This is a genomic window from Chitinophagaceae bacterium (genome assembly GCA_016717285.1).
Taxonomy (GTDB): domain Bacteria; phylum Bacteroidota; class Bacteroidia; order Chitinophagales; family UBA10324; genus JACCZZ01.
The window spans coordinates 2,246,036-2,265,016 of the sequence record JADKFU010000005.1 but is presented as its reverse complement, the minus strand read 5'-3'; the positions used below and the strand labels follow the sequence as shown (position 1 = coordinate 2,265,016).

Annotated in this window: 14 protein-coding genes; 6 read left to right on the top strand and 8 right to left on the bottom strand. The window is 40.8% G+C overall.

The annotated features are described in order from the left end of the window. Window positions 1-37: 37 nt before the first annotated feature. On the top strand, window positions 38-661 hold the full coding sequence (locus IPO83_18910; GenBank protein ID MBK9733328.1) for a hypothetical protein: 624 nt from the start codon (window positions 38-40) through the stop codon (window positions 659-661). A 96-nt stretch (window positions 662-757) separates the two neighbouring features. Further along, window positions 758-1,966, top strand: coding sequence for a 3-oxoadipyl-CoA thiolase (pcaF, locus tag IPO83_18905; GenBank protein ID MBK9733327.1), 1,209 nt, complete (start codon window positions 758-760; stop codon window positions 1,964-1,966). Window positions 1,967-2,024: 58 nt separating this feature from the next. Here pcaF and IPO83_18900 read toward each other — a convergent pair whose 3' ends face one another. From IPO83_18900 to IPO83_18870, 7 genes are all read right to left on the bottom strand, one after another. After that, the gene (locus IPO83_18900) at window positions 2,025-2,924 is read right to left on the bottom strand and encodes an alpha/beta hydrolase (protein MBK9733326.1); all 900 of its coding nucleotides are present in this window, start codon (window positions 2,922-2,924) and stop codon (window positions 2,025-2,027) included. A 5-nt stretch (window positions 2,925-2,929) separates the two neighbouring features. Further along, a complete protein-coding gene (locus IPO83_18895) occupies window positions 2,930-3,337 on the bottom strand; it encodes a hypothetical protein (GenBank protein ID MBK9733325.1) in 408 nt (135 codons plus the stop codon). Between the two features lie 124 nt (window positions 3,338-3,461). Continuing rightward, entirely contained in the window at window positions 3,462-3,929 is a 468-nt protein-coding gene (locus tag IPO83_18890) for an FKBP-type peptidyl-prolyl cis-trans isomerase (protein MBK9733324.1), read from the bottom strand. Between the two features lie 177 nt (window positions 3,930-4,106). Then, on the bottom strand, window positions 4,107-4,469 hold the full coding sequence (locus IPO83_18885; protein MBK9733323.1) for a sulfite exporter TauE/SafE family protein: 363 nt from the start codon (window positions 4,467-4,469) through the stop codon (window positions 4,107-4,109). 128 nt (window positions 4,470-4,597) lie between these two features. Next, window positions 4,598-5,740: a T9SS type A sorting domain-containing protein gene (locus IPO83_18880; protein MBK9733322.1), complete on the bottom strand. Its 1,143-nt coding sequence runs from the start codon at window positions 5,738-5,740 to the stop codon at window positions 4,598-4,600. 95 nt (window positions 5,741-5,835) lie between these two features. Then, entirely contained in the window at window positions 5,836-6,321 is a 486-nt protein-coding gene (locus IPO83_18875) for a DinB family protein (protein MBK9733321.1), read from the bottom strand. A 262-nt stretch (window positions 6,322-6,583) separates the two neighbouring features. Further along, window positions 6,584-8,941 carry a TonB-dependent receptor gene (locus IPO83_18870; GenBank protein MBK9733320.1) on the bottom strand — a complete coding sequence of 786 codons (2,358 nt, stop codon included), beginning with the start codon at window positions 8,939-8,941 and terminating at the stop codon, window positions 6,584-6,586. A 366-nt stretch (window positions 8,942-9,307) separates the two neighbouring features. Between IPO83_18870 and IPO83_18865 the strand changes: the two genes are divergently transcribed. Both IPO83_18865 and IPO83_18860 read left to right on the top strand, forming a co-directional pair. After that, the gene (locus IPO83_18865) at window positions 9,308-11,401 is read left to right on the top strand and encodes an aryl-sulfate sulfotransferase (protein MBK9733319.1); all 2,094 of its coding nucleotides are present in this window, start codon (window positions 9,308-9,310) and stop codon (window positions 11,399-11,401) included. Between the two features lie 180 nt (window positions 11,402-11,581). Then, on the top strand, window positions 11,582-12,766 hold the full coding sequence (locus tag IPO83_18860) for an FAD-binding oxidoreductase (GenBank protein MBK9733318.1): 1,185 nt from the start codon (window positions 11,582-11,584) through the stop codon (window positions 12,764-12,766). Between the two features lie 32 nt (window positions 12,767-12,798). On the opposite strand, the gene IPO83_18855 is transcribed toward IPO83_18860, so the two are convergent. Continuing rightward, complete coding sequence (locus IPO83_18855) at window positions 12,799-14,418, bottom strand: T9SS type A sorting domain-containing protein (GenBank protein ID MBK9733317.1); 1,620 nt, start codon at window positions 14,416-14,418, stop codon at window positions 12,799-12,801. A gap of 148 nt (window positions 14,419-14,566) precedes the next feature. Here IPO83_18855 and IPO83_18850 point away from each other — a divergent pair, with 148 nt between their 5' ends. Both IPO83_18850 and IPO83_18845 read left to right on the top strand, forming a co-directional pair. Next, window positions 14,567-16,510: a T9SS type A sorting domain-containing protein gene (locus tag IPO83_18850; GenBank protein ID MBK9733316.1), complete on the top strand. Its 1,944-nt coding sequence runs from the start codon at window positions 14,567-14,569 to the stop codon at window positions 16,508-16,510. Between the two features lie 165 nt (window positions 16,511-16,675). Then, window positions 16,676-18,928 carry a sulfatase-like hydrolase/transferase gene (locus IPO83_18845; GenBank protein MBK9733315.1) on the top strand — a complete coding sequence of 751 codons (2,253 nt, stop codon included), beginning with the start codon at window positions 16,676-16,678 and terminating at the stop codon, window positions 18,926-18,928. Window positions 18,929-18,981 lie beyond the last annotated feature (53 nt).

Genomic DNA, 18,981 nt, shown 5'->3' with positions numbered 1-18,981 from the left:
TTTTTCAGGACTTCATGCCGTACTAAAAAGATCGGGAATGGAGAAAAGCAGGCAAAGAAAATATTTCCTGATGAGTTTATTGGTTGTTGATCTGTGGATATTATTGCTTGGCCTGCTTTCATGGAATGGATTCTTTACTGATTTTTCTGTATTGCCTCCACGTCCGTTACTTGCGGTGCTCCTTCCTTTGCCTGTCATGTTGATGATTGCTTTTTCGAAGCAAGGTACATTGCTTTTAAAGCTTACACCGCCGCATTGGTTGATTTTCATACAAACGTTCAGAATAGCGGTCGAGCTTGTTTTGTGGATGGCATTTTTTCAGCAACTGCTTCCGGTGCAGATGACATTTGAAGGAAGAAATTTTGATGTGTTGAGCGGTTTACTTGCATTCCCGGTAGGCTATTTTTGTTTTGTTAAGAAAAATCAGCCTGTCAGATTTGTATTATTCTATAATATTTTAGGATTGCTTTTGCTATTCAATATTTTGATGATTGCGGCGCTATCCATGCCAACACCGTTCAGGTATTTCATGAATGAACCTGCAAATACCATCGTTGCAACTTTTCCATTTATTTACCTGCCGGGAATTTTAGTACCCATTGCATACAGCTTCCATATATTTTCACTGCGTCAACTTTGGCTAAGCAAAAACTTCCGTTGAAATGGTTTGTCTTCTAAATGTGAATTGGAACATATGCAAAATGCTTATTCGTAGATTTGCGGCAGGGTACCAGGAAAATTTTTAAGAAATTCAGGAATGGAATCAACTTATATTATTGACGGCATAAGAACACCTATCGGAAATTTTGGTGGTGCACTATCTGTAATTCGTACAGATGATCTTGCCGCGATGGTGATTAAGGAATTAATGGTTAGAATTAAAAGTATTCCTGCTGAAGTAATTGATGATGTGATATTCGGATGTGCCAATCAGGCAGGTGAAGACAACCGGAATGTAGCCCGTATGGCTTTACTGCTTGCAGGATTACCTTATACTATTCCGGGAGAAACAGTAAACAGGTTGTGTGCTTCCGGCATGAGTGCAGTGGTGCATGCACACCGCGCGATTAAAAGTGGTGATGGTGAAATCTTTATTGCCGGCGGCGTGGAGAATATGTCGCGTGGACCATGGGTGATTTCAAAAACCAGCAAGCCATTTGGAAACGATGCTGAAATGTTTGACAGTAGTTTCGGCTGGCGCTTTGTTAATCCGAAAATGAAAGTGCAATATGGAGTCGATGCAATGGGTGTAACGGCTGAAAACCTGGCTGAATTATACAACATCTCCCGGCATGATCAGGATCAGTTTGCCGTCTGGTCGCAACAAAAAGCAGCTACTGCTCAACGAAATGGAAGATGGAATGATGAATTGATGGAGGTTGAAATTCCGCAGCGCAAAGGAAATTCCTTCATTTTTAATAGTGATGAATTCATGAAGCCTTCATCAACGGTAGAAGCATTAGCGAAATTAAAACCGGTTTTCAAAGCAGAAAACGGCTCTGTGACGGCCGGCAATTCATCCGGATTGAATGATGGAGCCGCAGCCATCCTGATTGCATCAGCATCAGCAATAGAAAAATATAAACTGATTCCGAAAGCAAAAATTATAAGCAGTGCAGTGGTAGGAGTGGAGCCGCGCATTATGGGAATCGGACCTGTGCAAGCCACAAAGAATGCACTTGCAAAAGCAGGTATCACATTAAAAGATATAGACGTGATTGAAATGAATGAAGCCTTTGCTGCTCAATGCCTCGCCTGTATCCGTGAGCTGGGTTTGAAAGATGATGATAACCGTATAAATATTAATGGCGGAGCTATTTCATTGGGACATCCGTTGGGAATGAGTGGCGCCAGGATTGTATATACAGCAGCGCTGGAATTGCAACGTCAGCAGAAGCGCTATGCATTGGCAACGATGTGTATTGGTGTTGGACAGGGATATGCCGTTTTGCTGGAAAAAGCATAACTGATTTATGAGCACTTTACCATCATCATTGAAATTGAATGATTGGGCAAAGGGTGGCTTATTTTTTACCCAATAAGAACACCGCAGGTATTGCTAATCTTTTTCGCCATGCATTTTCAGAATGATCTTCGCCCGGAAACTCTTTAGAAATCCAATTGGCTGAAGTGTAGCCATGATTTTTTATTACTTCATCTGCCATTGCCTGGAACGGAGCATATAAACTGTCAAGTGTTTTTGTTCCATGGTCAAAGTATAATTTATGATTGTCGGGCGAAGGCAGGTGTGTTTTTAAATAATCTACAATAGCGCCGGGAACCGGATTATTATTTGCCCTGAAAATACCTGTCCAGTGTGTTGATAAGCAGGCGGCACCATGAAACACTTCCGGATATTCGCAGATGGCATACATAGAAATCAAACCGCCCATGCTCGAGCCTGCGATAAAAGTATTTTCCTGTTCGGGTCTGGTTGAAAAGGTACTGTCGATATAAGGTTTTAATTCTGTGACAATGAATTTAAGATAGTTATCTGCCAATGGTCCGTTGGGGAATGTTTGATTAAGATATGCGAAATTTTTTATTGTTGGACTGTCCAACGCTCTCTGCGGAAAGTATTCCGCATGTCGTTGTGCGCCATTGTTCCAGATGCCAACTACAATGCAATTCCTGATTTTCTTTTCTTTCATCAGTTTGCCGAGCGTTTCATCCACTCCCCATTCCTGATGATTCCAGGAAGTGGTGGAGTCGAAGAGCATTTGACCATCGTGCATATAGAGCACGGCATACTTTTTTTTCGGAGCATATTTTTCCGGCAACCAAACATCCACATTTCGTGCATCCACAAACTTAGAAGGAAAGTTATTCAATCGTTTTATGGTACCTGAATTTACATGTGGAAGTTGTGCCTTTGAAAATAAGGTTGATAGTATGAATAAAGTAAGCGGAAATATTTTTCTCATCGAAATCATTTTGATCTCATGCGGTTATTTTTTGGATTGTGCTCAACTTCTGCAAGTCCGAGCAATTCCATTAATGGTGGGATGTACATGCCGAATCTGCCACGCAAACCTTTTTTCAAACCATACCAGCCACCAACAGGATTTTTTGGAGAACGTCCCCATGCTTCAACCGTTCCGTCTGCCGCGGTTTTCTGTTCATCAGCGCTTCCTAATGGCATCCAGTCATTATGTTTTTTCAGCATCGCATGCAGATCATTGAGACAGCGGTAATCGTAGTGAAGAATAGTTTTACCAACCACACAAACAATGATTTCCTTTCCGTCTTTCTCATCTTTATACATTTCGTAACCGGAAGTTCCCGATGGAGTTTTCAACTTCCATGGATTTTCTTTTGTTCCCTGAAGTGCGGCCATATGTTGTAAGTGTGTTTAGGTGGAAAAATTAGTTGTTATCATGCATTTGATTAATAGACAATTTCAATTGATGCCCGATCAAAATAATGTAAAACAAGGTTTTAATCGGGAACCGGTTTTTATTTCAGTTAATGGCTTTCAGAATAATTGAAAAAATAAGGTTTGAATTAGGAGGAATACTACCTGACCCGGCGCTGCCATAAGCAAGACTGGGTGGAAGATAAAGTGTGATGCTGCCGCCATTACCTATCAATGGAATACCTTCCTGCCAGCCAATAATGAGTTGTGATAGATTAAAGGTTGCATTGGTGCCTTCATCAAAAGTGACTCCATTGGTAAATGTGCCTGTATAATTTACAGTTACTCCGGAACACGAACTTGGCTTATCGCTGGCACCTGGTTCAACAATCGTGTAAAAAAAACCACGTGGATCTTCAGTGGCTGTGATACCTGCAGCATCAAGATATGATTTGAGTGTGACCACTTCTGCAGCCGGCGCCGTGGTGGTAACATCAGGACAATTGCCATCATTTTTTCCACAACTCAGCATGCTGGTGAGTGCAATTAAACAGCAGATGATTTTCTTAGCCATTTCTTTTTATTGATTACGGTGCAAATGTATTGAGTTAAGTGATTTGGAAGAACATTTTAAAAAGAATCCGAATGATCGTTGATATATATCGCGAACAACTTACTAAAGTTAGGTTTGCTAAAAGAATATTCTTCGGCTTTGCCGCAACAATTAAACAATTAAACCCTGCAACTCCACTCACTTCCAAAACACCATTTTCAAACCCAACAGTATAATGATGATCCCAAATGCTTTCTTGATCTGATCGGCTGACAATGATATCGCGATTTTACTTCCGAAAAAACTACCTATCACAAAACTAATACAAAGGATAGCAGCGACTTTGAAATCAACCTGCCCTGCTTTGTAATAATTGTATACTGCTATTGCACCAATCGGTGGTAGCATCATGGCAAGTGAAGTTCCCTGTGCGGCGTGTTGTTCCATGCTAAGAAAATAAACAAGGCAGGGAACAACAATTAAACCGCCACCGATACCAATAAATCCACTGAAGATACCTGCAAAAATGCCGATGATGAGAATGAGAACAACTGTTTCCATAGGAGATTTTTTGTGGGGTAGTGCTGTAATTGTTTGCATGATGCGAAATAGAAATTTTGTCGTTTGCGTTAACAGTCTGAGAATGAATTCTTTTTCAAAATGAGATCATGATCAATATTTGGTGGATTTTAATGTATCACCACCAGCTTTTTAACTTTTGATTCCTTGTTTACGAAGCAATTCAGAAAGTAAACACCAGGCAAAAGTTTAGCTGCATCAAATTCGAATTTATTTTCTCCTTTTGTCACCACGAATAGTGAATGGCCGACAAGGCTTCCGGCACAATCGAGCAAGGTGATTTCTGCGCTATCATGTTTTGCTGCAAGTATCCTTACAGAATAGATTTCAGAGACAGGATTCGGATAAATGAAAAAATTCATAGCTGTCTGTGTTGCTGCACCAAGATCCGTGGCTATAAATGTAATTTCTGCAGTGGCTTCTCCGCAACCTTTATTGCTCGTTACGGACACACTGTAATTTCCATTCTGCGAAGCAACGTAATAATAATCCGTTGCACCAGTGATAATAGTGCCTTCATAATACCATTGATAAGTTAGATAGCCTCCTGTTGAAAACAACGTATCTCCATTTTGAAAAAGTATTGGCGGAATGGTAGGAGGGCTTGCAGTTATAAAGTTGGTTAATGTTAAGGTGTCGCTTATGGTGCCATTAGAAGCAATAAGTGTGACGTCGTAAGATCCAGTTTGATTGTAACAGACAGATGGTGGATTTTCATCGGTGGTTGTTGATGGCGTTGCACCCGGAAACAACCATTCCCATGAGGTTGCATTGGTACTCAGGTTAGAAAAGCTGATACAGTCTCCTGTGCATATAGAGGAATCGCTCGGTTGGAAGAATGATGACAAAAGCAATGCACATCCGTTAACCGGTGCATTGCTGTAGTCGAATGCAATGGCTACACATTCATTTTGTGTAGGAATACCGCCGGCAATAAAAAGATCAGCCGCAACCTCGTAATAGATAAAGTGTATACCTCCATTCATATAAAATTTAGCACCACTCTTTACATAAATAGTGTCAATGCCACCTGAAGTCCACATCACAGCGCCGGATTCCAGAAAAATAGTATGAAAGCCACCATCAGAATATAAGGTGTCGCCACTGCAAACCCACACAGGGTCAAATCCTCCATTGATTGTTTGAGTTGTGTTTACAACAACAGCATTGGAAGGTATGGCAGGAATACACTGGGCTATTGTATTGGATGCCAATAAAGCAAGCAGTACAAGAAGTAGTAGCGATGTTTTCATGAAGGATAAGGTTGAGAATTTTATAAAGATAATCGTAATCAATAAGTCATCTTTACCAATCCGCTCACAAATCTTTTCCAAAGCTTTCATCATCATTACTTTTTGACGAGATACATCAACTGTCCTAAATGATAACTCTGATGATTGGTTCTGTTAAGTATGATGTTTAATTTATTCCGGTGAGGTTCCTTAATAAAATCTTCTTCAGATACAGCATTATGCCTGGTGAACCAGTCATCTGCGGATAAATCTTTCATGCGATCCGTCAGTTCTGCATTTACCTTTTTCCAACACTCTTTCAGAATTGGCAGCGATGGCATGGGCTGATTTGATTTGTCAGGATTCTTGATAAAGGCAACATCCAGTTCTGGAAACATCCGTTCACCAAAACCGAGCAATGGTAAGAGAGCGTCATTTACTGCCGTGAGATGGCCAAGTAAATAAATACCGGTATTTCGTCCGGCTGCGGTTTCTAAGTGAAGTTGTGCATCGGAAAGCTGTTCCAATAATTTATTCACCCTTTCATTGTGTGATTCCCATGCGCTGAGTGCCATTTTTACAAACAATTCCTGATGATTCATAAATTGTATTTGAGTTTGGTAGTTAGTTAATTATTCTTGCAAAGATCTGATAACTGCCGGCAGAAAGAAATAGTTGCAAATGTTATAAAGTTAATGTCCTCGTCCTAAGTTTGCAAAATTAGTTAAATGGCTACATGGCTAAATGGTTGTATGGTTGCCATTTAGCCATATGGCCATTTAACCACCTGGCAATTCAACAATTCAACAATTCAACAATTTAACAATTCATCCCACAAGCATAAGACGACCAGCTCCATTAAACTCACATCCTCACCGTCACCTGTGCCGTATAACTCCTTGGAGCTTCCATCAATGCCGGACGGATAGCGTATTCACGGTTAAAGGAATTCTTAGTGATAAACGATACTCTGATTTTATCGGTGATATTGTATGATAGCCGCAAGTCCACCACGCAATCTCCATGGTGATGGTTTTCACGCCATGATTTCACGCCGGGAATAAACTCGACTGGCTCACCAAACAGGTAAAGAATCAACGGATCATTTCCTTCGAAAAATGGATCAATGTTAATCATGAAACTGTTATAGCGTGCTTCAATTCCCCAACTGAATTTTTTATACGATTGATCCAGGTTGAACTTTATCGTGGTTTTAAAACGGTAATTAAGAATCGTGGTTTGTTCGAGAGAATCAATCGTTTCCGGCAGGAGTGTCTGGTCATTGCTGATAACACTGTCAACATAGATTTTCTGATCAACGTTAATCGGATTGATGTAAGTGATTCCTGCCAGCACATTGGTATTCACACCAAAAAATGATCCTTGTCCCACCATTGAAAATTCAAGACCTGTGATGCGTGCATTTTCGATATTCACCGATTCAAAACCCAGATAATTCAAATCGTATTCACCCATAACCGGATTTGGATGGTAATAACCAAATTTGAATTCGATCAGATTATAATAACGTTGCATGAAGCCGGCCAGGTCTAAATATCCCAGCCAGTTATTGATTTTGAAAGATTGTTTGATGCCAAGCTCTGAGCTCCAACCATGTTCGGGCTGCACATCAGGATTTGGAAATACTTTTAATGCCCCGACCGAAGTATTCACAAATTTTTCTGCAATAGACGGGAAGCGATAACCCTGACCGAAAGAGGCGCGCAGAAAAGTGGTCTTCGACAATTCATAATTCAAACCGGCCCGAAATACCGGATTTGAATTTCCCTTTGCAGTGTCCACACGAAAAGTTTCAAACCGCACTCCGGCAACAACGATCAGCTTACCGAAAGTTTTATCCAATTGCGCAAACAACGCAGTGTTAGTCGCAGAATGATCGCCATACAACTCGGCATTTACGCCTGAATAACTTGCAGATGTGCCGGCCACTAAGTTCATGTCGAAAGTAAAATGTTTATGATATTGGTATTCGCCGTAGTAATAGTTAGAAATTGATCCCTGATCTGTGTTGTTATTGTTTTTAGTATAGAAATAACGAAACTTCAAATCATGCTGATCGCCTTTTTTTGAAAAGTAGGTAACAAAAGGATCAATAGTCATCCGTGTATTTTTTCCTTCGGAAACTGTAGTAGTTGCTGAATCCAAACCACCTAATGCGCGATAAGCGCCGGTAGTATCATCGGCCCATAAAAAATAGGTGCCGGAATGATAGTACATGTAATTGATGTTTAGTCCTGTGGAAAGCCCGTCAATTTTTTTGAAACGGTAACGGGTGTTTGCATTCACACGGCCACGGAGATTATATTGGCCTTCATGAAAACTCTGATCATTGTTGATATTGCCTCCCAACACCAGGTCGAACTGACCGAACTTTCGGCTGTGCATAAAGTTGCCGCCGCCGAAATAAGGTTGCTGATTGCCCCACCATACTTTGCCTTTGTCCTTAGGATTTTGATATAATCCCTGAAAAGCAGTGATGTGTGTTTCAGGTTCAGCGGTCGGATAACGGGTACGCAGATTTATAACACCGTTGAGTGCGGAAGAGCCATAAAGCACAGAAGAAGCACCTTTAATAATTTCCACCTGTTCCACAATTTCTATTGGAAGAAATTCCCATTTCACATCACCGGCATCGCCTGTTAACTCCGGAATTCCATCTACCAAAACCAGCACGCGGCTTCCTGCGCCATAGGAGAAACCACTGCCACCACGCACGTTTGCCTGGTTGTCAATCACAGTCATTCCGGGAACTTTCTGAATCGCTTCGTCCAAATCAATCGTATTAGAGTTGGTAAGAAATCCGGGCTTCAGCACTTCCATTGACACTGTTTCTTTAGTGATGTCTTTTTCATATTTGCTGGCCGTAACTACCACTAAATTCAGTTCGTTGCTGATCTGGTTAAGTTCAATATTCAGCGTTAAAGGGGCGCCGGATTTTAAATTCAAATGACGGTTTTGCTTTTCGTAACCCAGGTAAGAAAACTCAATCGTGTATTCACCTGCATCCATGCTGATATCGTATTTCCCGTCTTCATCAGTAACCGTTCCATTGTTGTTTCCGAAACTGACGGTTACACCATTTAATGTTTCATGTGTTGCAGCGTCTTTCACTGTTCCACTCACCGTTGACTGTTGCGCTATGGAAACGGAGCAGCAACCAAATGCTATCAACAAGGTGGTCAGTATGTTTTTCAGTTGCATGCTAATGGTTGAAAGTGGTTGTTTGCAGATGTCTTTTTTAAAAGGAAAGGATTGGTTGTCTTGATTGTGCGATGTGCAACAATTCTGATCAAGGTAAAATATTTTTGAGAATAGGAGGATGCCGGAGTATCGAAAGTGTAATGGTTTCTGATGAGCCACCAGTTCCCTTATCTTTTACTTTATAGATTTGCCATTGAACACTTTACCCATCGATCAAAAGAACAGATGGTTTTTTCCTTTTCACCCTATTAATGCACTCAAGTGAAACTGTAATGTGTTATTGAAGAAAATTTGCAACATCTTTAAGCAATCAATGAAATGATAAATCATTTAAAACAATAAATTTTTCAGCATCAAATTTCCTTCATGAAAGTCTTCCTGGTTCTTTTTTTTCTGATCTCTACATCAGCGTTTGCAAAATATCAATATGTTTCTCCCATGCCGGGATCAACACTTAATGCTCCCGAAAGTCAGATTATCATTCGGGAAGGAAGTTATCTCGATCCTTCTTCGATTAATGCGGAGCGATTTATTCTCGAAGGAACTAAAAGCGGTTACCACAATTTCCGGGTCGCTTTTTCAGATGATCAGAAAACAATTGTGTTATATCCTTCAAAACCTTTTGGCTTTGACGAAAAGGTAACCGTCTCCATTATGCAGGGATTGAAAACTTTACAAGGATACCTGATTGACTCTTTTACTTTTAGTTTCATTACAGACCGTGCGTATACAATGGCTGAGCAGAAACAATTTCAGCAACTTGCTGCGATGAGCAGGGAAGAAAGACCTTTAGACGATGCAATTGACTTCAGTTATAATAAAGTTGAAAAGAATCCATTTAATCCAACGGAGCGCCAATTATCCGGAAGCTTTACTATTGTAAACAATTCAAATCCATCGCCCGGTGATATATTTTATGATGCCTGGAATGGAAATTTCGGAAGTGCGCTCTACGACGGATACAATATTATCACTACGGACGGAGACTCTGTCTATGCAAGTGACAAAGCATCCATCTGTTTTGATTTTAAACTCAATCCCAACGGTTACCTCTCCGTTTTTAATGATGCGATGAGCTGTTTCGATGTGTTTGATTCAAATTATGTATTGATTGATTCTTACTATCCGGCTAACGGTCGCGCTATTGATCCGCATGAATTCACGATTTATGCGGATGGCCATGCTTTCATGACCGCTTCTGAAACTCATATTGTTAATATGCAAGTGTATGACCCTGATTATTTTCAAAGCGCAAGCGTAACTACATCTGTTATTCAGGAATTTGATGAGAGCAAAAATTTAATTTTTGAGTGGCGTGCTCTCGACCATATAGTGGTTACGGAATCCAATCAGAACCTTGCGTTTGGATTTATAGATGCCATTCATACCAATTCCATTGATATAGATGTTGATGGAAATATTGTTGCTTCTCACCGCCACCTTAACCAGGTGAATAAAATTGATCGCAACACAGGTGAATTTATCTGGCGGCTCGGCGGAGTGATGAATGAATTTACATTCATCAATGAACCCGAACCATTTTCTTTTCAACATGATGCGCGATGTTTGGACAATGGGAACATTACCTTATGGGACAATGGAAATGGTCATGTGCCGCCCCATTCTTCCGCTAAAGAGTATGCGTTAGATTTGGTGAATAAGACAGCCACGCTAATCTGGAATTATAATCCTCAGACCTATGCTAACACTGATGTTTATTTTTATGGCATGGGCAGCACCCGCAGACTGCTAAACGGAAACACATTGATATGCGGTGGCTGGGACTATTCATCTGACCAATCCAATATGTGGGAAGTTACACCTGATAAGCAAGTGGTTTGGGAACTGGCACTGAACAATGCAAAATCACTCGTAGGATACAGGGCAGTAAAATATAACTGGAGACCTTGCGCACCGGTGTCTGATAATGCAATAAAGCTGAAGAATATAACTGATCATTCTGTGAAAATAATTTGGCCGGATGTCAGTAATGCGATGCTGTATGATATCCGGATCAGGAAAGAAGGTAAGATTAATTGGAAAGCAAAAGTTACTGCAGAGCCGCGAAAGATAGTGAGCAATCTTAATCCTGCTACCAGCTATGAATATCAGTTGCGTGCCAACTGCCAGAATGGTTTTGCTTCGGACTGGTCGCCGATAAAAGCATTTACTACGTTGCCGCTTCGTATTTCACAACCTGTTGAAATCGTCAGCGCTTTAAAGATGCATCCAAATCCTACGAGCGGCATAATAAATTTTGAACTGGAAACTAATGCTGAATGCGTTGCCTCCATTTCTGTTTTTGATATTTCCGGCAGATTATTTTTTACCGCTGAGCGTGAAGTTATCGCGGGAGAACAATCTCTGGCATTTGATTTTACGAATTTTCCCGCAGGAATTTATGTTGCGCGGTTTACTACCTTATCAGGAAGTCAAACGTTGAAGTTTGTGAAGGAATAAGCGGCCATGTGTTTTAAAATGGCTGCGGATTTTTGCTTAAACCTTCGAAAGGCTCAGGGAACGATCCGGGTTTGCGAGCATATGAAGGGCGAATGAATACTATCCTTTTTTCAAAGTTTAATTTCAAACATTTATTCATCCAAAATTTATTTACCACATTCAATAATCCAAACTGAGTTCATGTTGCACGATATACTAATTATCGGTAAAGGATTAATTGGTTCCGCCATAGCCAAACATTTGAGTTTGTCGCAGAAGAACATCGCGATTATTGGTCCTGATGAACCGGAAGATGTAAGCAATGCTGTCGTTTACGCCAGCCATTATGATAGTGGGAGAGTGCAGCGATTAATCGGCCAGACCGATGCAATGACGGAGTTGAATATTGCATCGGTGAAACATTATCCATGGCTGGAAAAAGTAAGCGGAATTCATTTTCATAAAAAATCCGGTTGTTTGTATGTCAATCCTTTGGGAAGCGATGAATATTTGGAAAAGGTAAGCGAGCGTGCTGAAAAATTTAGCATCGAAGCAATCATTTATAATTCCAATAAAGAACTGGCGAAAGCATTTCCTGAATTTCACTTTCCGGAAAAATCGCAAGGTATGTTTGAGCCTTCACCTTCAGGTCATATCAGTCCTCCATTGCTGATTAAAGCACAACTAAAAGTATTTGAGCAAAATGGCGGAACGATTTTCAGAGATACAGTGAATGGCCTTGCATTCAAAAATGATTTTGTTGAAATCAGTACGTATGAAGGAAATGTTTATCACGCTACAAAAGTGGTGCTCGCTGCTGGTGCTTTCAGTAACTTTTCGAACCTGTTAAGCCGGGAGTTGGATTTAGTAATTAAAAGTGAAACGGTGTTATTGGCGCGTGTCAGTAAAGAAGAAGCAACACGGCTTGTAACATTGCCTTCATTGCTTTATGAAATTGATAACGGTGAGGTGGAAGGGATTTATTCCACGCAACCCATTCAATATCCTGATGGACATTTTTATTTGAAAATGGGTTGTAATCTACCGCACGATATTTTCTTTGGGAATGACCTGAGTGAAATTCAGCAGTGGTTCAGAAATGGTGACAGCAAAGCTTCTGAGTTGAAAATGCTGAAGGTATTGCAGTCGATCATACCAGATCTTAAAATAGAAGGCTGCACAACAAAACGATGTATTCTTCCGAGGACACAACGGCATAAAAATCCTTACATCGGAAAAATTCACGATAGATTATATATTACAGCAGGTAACGGCTGGTCGGCAATGTGTTCGGATGGCGTTGGCTTCGTTATGTCGCATCTGGTAATCAATAATAAGTTTCCGGAAGGCTATGAAGCAGCTGACTTTGAACCTTTCTTCAAGTGAATATCATTTGTGTTGCAACTGGAAATAAATAATCAATTCACAACTATTTCCTTTCTCCGGATTCCGTCAGCGGATTTTATTTGCAACCCATAAATTCCGGGAGTAATATCAGCAACGGAAAATGAAAGTGCCTGATGTCCCGCAATTGTAATTTCCCTTGAAATTGATTTTCTCAGTTTTCCCTCCAGGTCAAATAAGTCGAGTTGGATTTCACCTTTTTTTTGCGCATCAAAATGAACAACGCAGACAGCATCCATCGGATTAGGATACACATCGATAGAAAATGAATTGTTAATTGATTGCACAACAGTCGGAATTCCTGCGCTAATCTTTCCAAGAACAGAAGCAAAGCCTTCATCAGTATTTACGATGATGTTGCCAAAGATCGCTTCATCAATGATGGAAGCGGAGAAATAACATTTACCTGATGTTGTCGCATCGAGCGAATAGGCCTGGTTAAAATCAGACGATCCTCCATTCATCGACCACAATGCATTTCCTGAAGTATCAAAAGAAAGCACAGAAAGCGATCCGAATGAAAGGGCGCCAAGGCCACTCATCACATTATTTCCCCAATCCAAAGTTCCCCTGGTGATTCCGGTTAAGTATAGATTGCCTGCTCCATCAACAGCTATAAAATTTTTTCCTCCTCTTGAGAAATCACCTGTAATGCCTCCTGTATTTTGCGGTGCCTGCACACCCCATTTAAAATTTCCATATTTATCTACCCGTGTTATAAATACATCGTACAACCATTGAGGGTCAATAAATGAAACGGTACCGAACGAAGTACCTAGAAACAAAGATCCACTTACATAAGCATTGCCCCACGGATCCGCTTGCACCTGCGGTGTTTGGAAAGTGACATCCGATGCCAGCCTGATCCATTGAGTAACCCCACTTGCATTGATGTAGGGAACATACATCATGTAGGTTTCGGAAACAGGCACAGAAAGATTACCGATTGTTAAAAAAGGCGTGCTTGTGGCACCTGAGAGAAAGAGATTGCCGTCAGCATCAAAACTCATTCCGCCGAGTGTTTTCGCGTTGGTGAGTTCATAGGACAATAGTTCATTTCCTGATGCATCAAGTTTGAATACTTCCGCACTTAAGAAATCACTTGCACCATACCAAATCTGATCTTGCTGATCAACTGTGATGGCAGCAATGTTGGTGTAGGAGTCATGTTGCAGGGAAATATTTCTTTTCCAAACCAACATCCCGTTTGTATTGAAGCAAAGAAGGAAAGCATTCGTATTAAAATTATTGCCGGTGTTCACCAGTGAATCAACTCCATTAATGGACATGGTTTCCATGAAAGAACCGCCGACATAAACATTTTCATTCACGTCAGCCATTATTTCACTTACCACTACTTTATTTCCAAGCTGTATACTCCACTGCAAGTCGCCAGCATCACTGTAACAATCGACGCTTGTTTCGCCGAAGATATCATTCCCGTATATAATCACACTGCTGTCCGGATGGGCGAAATAAACCTGGCCGGATTCAGAAACGCTAACAGTATTGACAGGCAGGGAAGGATTGAGGTTGAAGCTTAAGGTATTGGAATGTATCCATTGATATTGCTGAGAAAAGAGTGTTTGCGCAAAAAATAAGAGTAAGGATAAAAGTGTAGCTATAGATTTCATGGTAATTAATTTTGAAAAACGGTTGGTTGAAAAGTGATTTAAAAATACGTTGTTTTAAGATGAAGGAAATACGGTACCTTGATTTTTTTCCAACAAGGATTCTTTTTAAAAGCAATAACTTTAAAGAATCATAAATCTCCTACTGCTTATGAAATGGATCATTACATGGTTATGTGTGTTTACCTTTCAGTTATCGATGCAAGCCCAGGTTCCGGACTTTATTGATCAGATAAAAAGCATTGCTGCTATGGAAAGCAAGTCGAATGCTGTGTTTTCCGGTCAGCATACTACAAGAACTGCAAATAATTATGATGTGAAATACCATCGTTGCGAATGGAAGATCAATCCAAGCGTTTATTATATCTCTGGAAAAGTCACCACTTATTTTGAACCTACTGAAGACGGTTTTTCTGCGATAGATTTTGATTTTAATGCGAACATGATTACCGATTCGGTAAAGTATCATGGCAGTGCAGCCACTTTTACGCAGCAAGCAGACAACCTGCTCACGATTGATCTTCCTGCAGAAGTTCCTGTTGGCAATATTGATTCAATATCTGTTTATTACCAGGGCACGCCTATTGGTTCGGGCTTCGGTTCCTTCATTCAGTCTTCCCACAACGGAACGCCAATTCTATGGACGCTCAGTGAACCTTTTGGTGCAAAAGACTGGTGGCCGTGCAAGCAAAGTCTGAATGATAAAATAGATTCAATTGATATTCTTGTAACCTGTCCGCAGACTTACCGCGACGGCAGTAACGGAGTATTGATTGCTGAAACGCAAACTGGAAATTCAAAAACCTATCATTGGAAGAGTCATTATCCGATTGCTGCCTACTTAGTTGCTGTAGCTGTTACGAATTATTCAACGTACAGCGATTACGCAACGCTTACAAATGGAGAGCAGTTAGAGATTCTTAACTATGTCTATCCGGAAGATCTGGCAACAGCTCAAAGTCTGACGCCTGCTATCGTTCCTGTTATAGAATTGTACAGCATGCTCACGATAGATTATCCTTTTGCCAATGAAAAATACGGTCATTGCCAGTTCGGATGGGGTGGAGGAATGGAACATCAGACCATGACTTATTGTGTGGCATTTGATGAATGGCTGATTGCACATGAATGCGCGCATCAATGGTTCGGCGACAAAGTGACTTGCGGAAGTTGGGAAGATATCTGGCTCAATGAAGGATTTGCCACTTTCTTCGAAGGATTAACACAACAATATTTATATCCCGGAAACTGGGAAGGTTGGAAACACAGTCACCGCGATTATATAGTGAGCGAACCGGATGGTTCTGTATTGTGCACGGATACAACAGATGTGGGCCGGATTTTCGACGGACGGCTCTCTTATTCAAAAGGTGCTTTTGTGTTGCACATGCTTCGCTGGCAATTGGGCGATTCGATTTTTTTTGAAGGAATCAAACAATACCTGCTGGATCCTGATCTTGCCTATAATTATGCGAAAACACCTGATCTGAAAGCGCATATGGAAGCAGTGAGTGGACTTGATCTCACTGTTTTTTTCGATCAGTGGTATTATAAGGAAGGTTATCCCACTTATAATCTTTCATGGTATCCGTTTGGAAACTCAGTAAGTGTTACTGTTAATCAATCGCAATCTGATCCTTCTGTTTCATTTTTTCAAATGCCATTACCTGTTGAATTTAAAGATGCCACACATGATACCATACTGGTGTTGAACAATACTTTTGCAGGGCAGACTTTTTCGGTTGATCCCGGTTTTACACCTGATGAAGTGATCTTCGATCCGGAACTTTGGATTCTCTCAGGGAATGATGTGGTGACTGAAGTGGATGCGCCCGTCAGGGATAATTTAATGTTTTCCATTTTCCCTAATCCCGTTGCTGATGAAATGTCGGTGACGTATTCTATCACGAATACTTTATCGGATAAGTTGGTGATTACAGACGTATCTGGACGTGTTGTTAAAATAGTTACGAATGATAAACAATTGTTTCAAAATACTTTCGAAATCAACATCAGTGATTTGCCTGTAGGAGTTTATTTCCTGAGAACAACAGAAGGAAATAAGGTGGTGGTGAAGAAGTTTGTGAAGAGTTGATCAGCATCATGACGATCACTATTGGTTCATTTATTACAAAGGCTATTTGTCAACAGTTGATAAGCACTGGCAGCGGCAGGAATAATTGCAAAAGAGGCAGCACAGATGTATCATTGCAGTTTTTTACAGGGAATTTTTGCCCGTGCCAATTAAATGAATGATGCTATGCGAAATTTTTTTTTCAATTACTGTTCCTCTGTTTCATTTCTTTTTTTATTTGTCATTGTTCCTGTAAAGGTTTTTTCACTGGATTGTACGCTGCCGAAACCTTCAAATGTAGTGGCGGTTAATATTTCGGAATGTGCGACAAAGCTCACCTGGAATGCAGTGCCGGGAACTGCTTATTATTCGGTGAAATTTAAAAAGCAGAATTCCTCTGTATGGTCGCCTGTCACAAATGTGGGTTTGAATACATCCTATATTTTTTCCGGTCTTGATTCAAAAGTAAAATACAATTTCGCGGTAGCAAGTTATTGCAGTAACAATATGGGTTCGGGTTTCCAGATTGTGAAGGCAACATCAGCAGATTGTGTTCCGCCGGTTATTACCAATATCACCACTGTTCCTCCTGATGCGGCCACCATTACATGGAATGGCGGAAATTGCACATCAGCGTTCAACCAAATCCGTTACCGGAAATCTGCTAACGCGAACTGGAAGTATGTATTTACAGCAAGCAGTACAATGGTTACGCTGCACAATCTTATTGCCGGCGCTTTGTATACCTGCCAGGTGACGGATTGTGCGGATACAACCGGAAGCTGGTCATCGCCTTCCACTTTTCAATTACCTGCACGGCCTAATATTTTGATGATCATTTTAGATGATGCGAGATATGACAGCTATAGCTGTAACGGCGGACCTGCTTTTTTTCAAAGTCCGAATATTGACCGCATCGCGAACGAAGGCGTGAATTTTAAATACAGCTTTTGTGTGCAGTCGTATTGCATACCCAGCCGTGGAAGTATTGTTACAGGTCTGTATCCGCACAAGCATGGCGCCACCAACAATTCAGAAAATATTTATGAATCACTTCCAACTACCGCAAAAATTCTCGACAGTGCAGGATACTATACAGGCATGATTGGAAAATACCACATGGCAGTCAAGCCGCAACCCGGTTATGATTATTGGTTTGCCACAAAAGTGAACAGCGGAACAGATGAATACAACAATCTGAAGTACAATCTCAATGGAACATTGGCCACTGTGAATGGTCATGATACGGATATCGTAACGGATACAACACTTGCATTCCTGGATAGAAATGCGGACAAGAGTTTTTTTGTCACGATAGGTTACCACGCGCCACACAATCCATTTCTTCCGCAGTCATCTTATGCTGGCCTGTATGATGGAGAAGAGATGCCTGTTCCTGAAAACACGGTGCATTACAAATCGAATATCCCTTCTTTTTTATACAACCTTGGCGATTCTTATTATATCAAGCCGGCAGAAATTCCAGGACAGTATCAGCCTTACTATGAAATGATGGCAGGCCTGGATGATGCAATTGGCAAGATTCTTCAGAAGCTTACAGATTTATCAATCCTCGATAATACCATCGTTATTTTTACCAGCGACAATGGTGCTATGTTTGGTGAACATGGATTATTTCTTAAGCGGTTTGCTTATGATCCTTCTTCCAGGGTGCCATTATTTATCCGTTATCCGGCGTGGTTTAATAATGAAACGGTGATTGATGATCAGCTTACCCTGAATGTTGATCTTGCGCCCACATTGCTTGATGCGGCAGGTATCAATGGTGGTTATACGTTTGATGGAATGTCGCTTAAAAAAATGGCTGATGGAACAGCAGACAGATCTTCCATGTATTTTGAATCTGTTTATGATCCGTATACTGAAAAACTGCCTTCACTGCGTTCTGTTAGAACATTCGATGCAAAGTATGTTGCTTATGGTTGCACGCATGAAACTGATGAGTTTTTTGATCTTGCGGCTGACCCTCAGGAAAATACCAATCAGATCAATAATCCTTTGTATGCCGCTTCCATAGAAAGTTTTAAAAGCCAGTTGAGTGACTTCAAATCGCAGCTCGTTGATACAGGAAATGAAAAGATACTCAACTGCTATCTAAAACCCGGCGTACAAAAAAGCACGCAACAGGAAACATGGGATCCTGAGGATCTTCCCTTCCTTGAAGACAATGTGCTGATCTATCCTGCTCCGGCAAAGGAAAGCGTGACACTGGCCTTTTTATCTTCGATGGAAGATGAGCATGCTGTCATCATTATCCGGAATGAGTTGGGACAAATAGTGTTGCAGGAATCAATCATGGTGAATCTAAATCAAAATGCGTTTTCGTTGAATGTCGAAAGGTTGCCTGCGGGATTTTATATGGTCACTACTTCCGTGAAAAATAACAGCATTGCGAAGCCATTGATTATTGTTGATTAACCAGACTTGAAGGAGTTGAGGATTTAATTATTGCAGCGCGATGGCTAATTGGA

Coding starts and splice junctions, on each gene's coding strand:
- IPO83_18910 (MBK9733328.1), top strand. CDS start 38: ATGGAGAAAAGCAGGCAAAGAAAATATTTCCTGATGAGTTTATTGGTT.
- pcaF (MBK9733327.1), top strand. CDS start 758: ATGGAATCAACTTATATTATTGACGGCATAAGAACACCTATCGGAAAT.
- IPO83_18900 (MBK9733326.1), bottom strand. CDS start 2,924: ATGAGAAAAATATTTCCGCTTACTTTATTCATACTATCAACCTTATTT.
- IPO83_18895 (MBK9733325.1), bottom strand. CDS start 3,337: ATGGCCGCACTTCAGGGAACAAAAGAAAATCCATGGAAGTTGAAAACT.
- IPO83_18890 (MBK9733324.1), bottom strand. CDS start 3,929: ATGGCTAAGAAAATCATCTGCTGTTTAATTGCACTCACCAGCATGCTG.
- IPO83_18885 (MBK9733323.1), bottom strand. CDS start 4,469: ATGGAAACAGTTGTTCTCATTCTCATCATCGGCATTTTTGCAGGTATC.
- IPO83_18880 (MBK9733322.1), bottom strand. CDS start 5,740: ATGAAAACATCGCTACTACTTCTTGTACTGCTTGCTTTATTGGCATCC.
- IPO83_18875 (MBK9733321.1), bottom strand. CDS start 6,321: ATGAATCATCAGGAATTGTTTGTAAAAATGGCACTCAGCGCATGGGAA.
- IPO83_18870 (MBK9733320.1), bottom strand. CDS start 8,941: ATGCAACTGAAAAACATACTGACCACCTTGTTGATAGCATTTGGTTGC.
- IPO83_18865 (MBK9733319.1), top strand. CDS start 9,308: ATGAAAGTCTTCCTGGTTCTTTTTTTTCTGATCTCTACATCAGCGTTT.
- IPO83_18860 (MBK9733318.1), top strand. CDS start 11,582: ATGTTGCACGATATACTAATTATCGGTAAAGGATTAATTGGTTCCGCC.
- IPO83_18855 (MBK9733317.1), bottom strand. CDS start 14,418: ATGAAATCTATAGCTACACTTTTATCCTTACTCTTATTTTTTGCGCAA.
- IPO83_18850 (MBK9733316.1), top strand. CDS start 14,567: ATGAAATGGATCATTACATGGTTATGTGTGTTTACCTTTCAGTTATCG.
- IPO83_18845 (MBK9733315.1), top strand. CDS start 16,676: ATGCGAAATTTTTTTTTCAATTACTGTTCCTCTGTTTCATTTCTTTTT.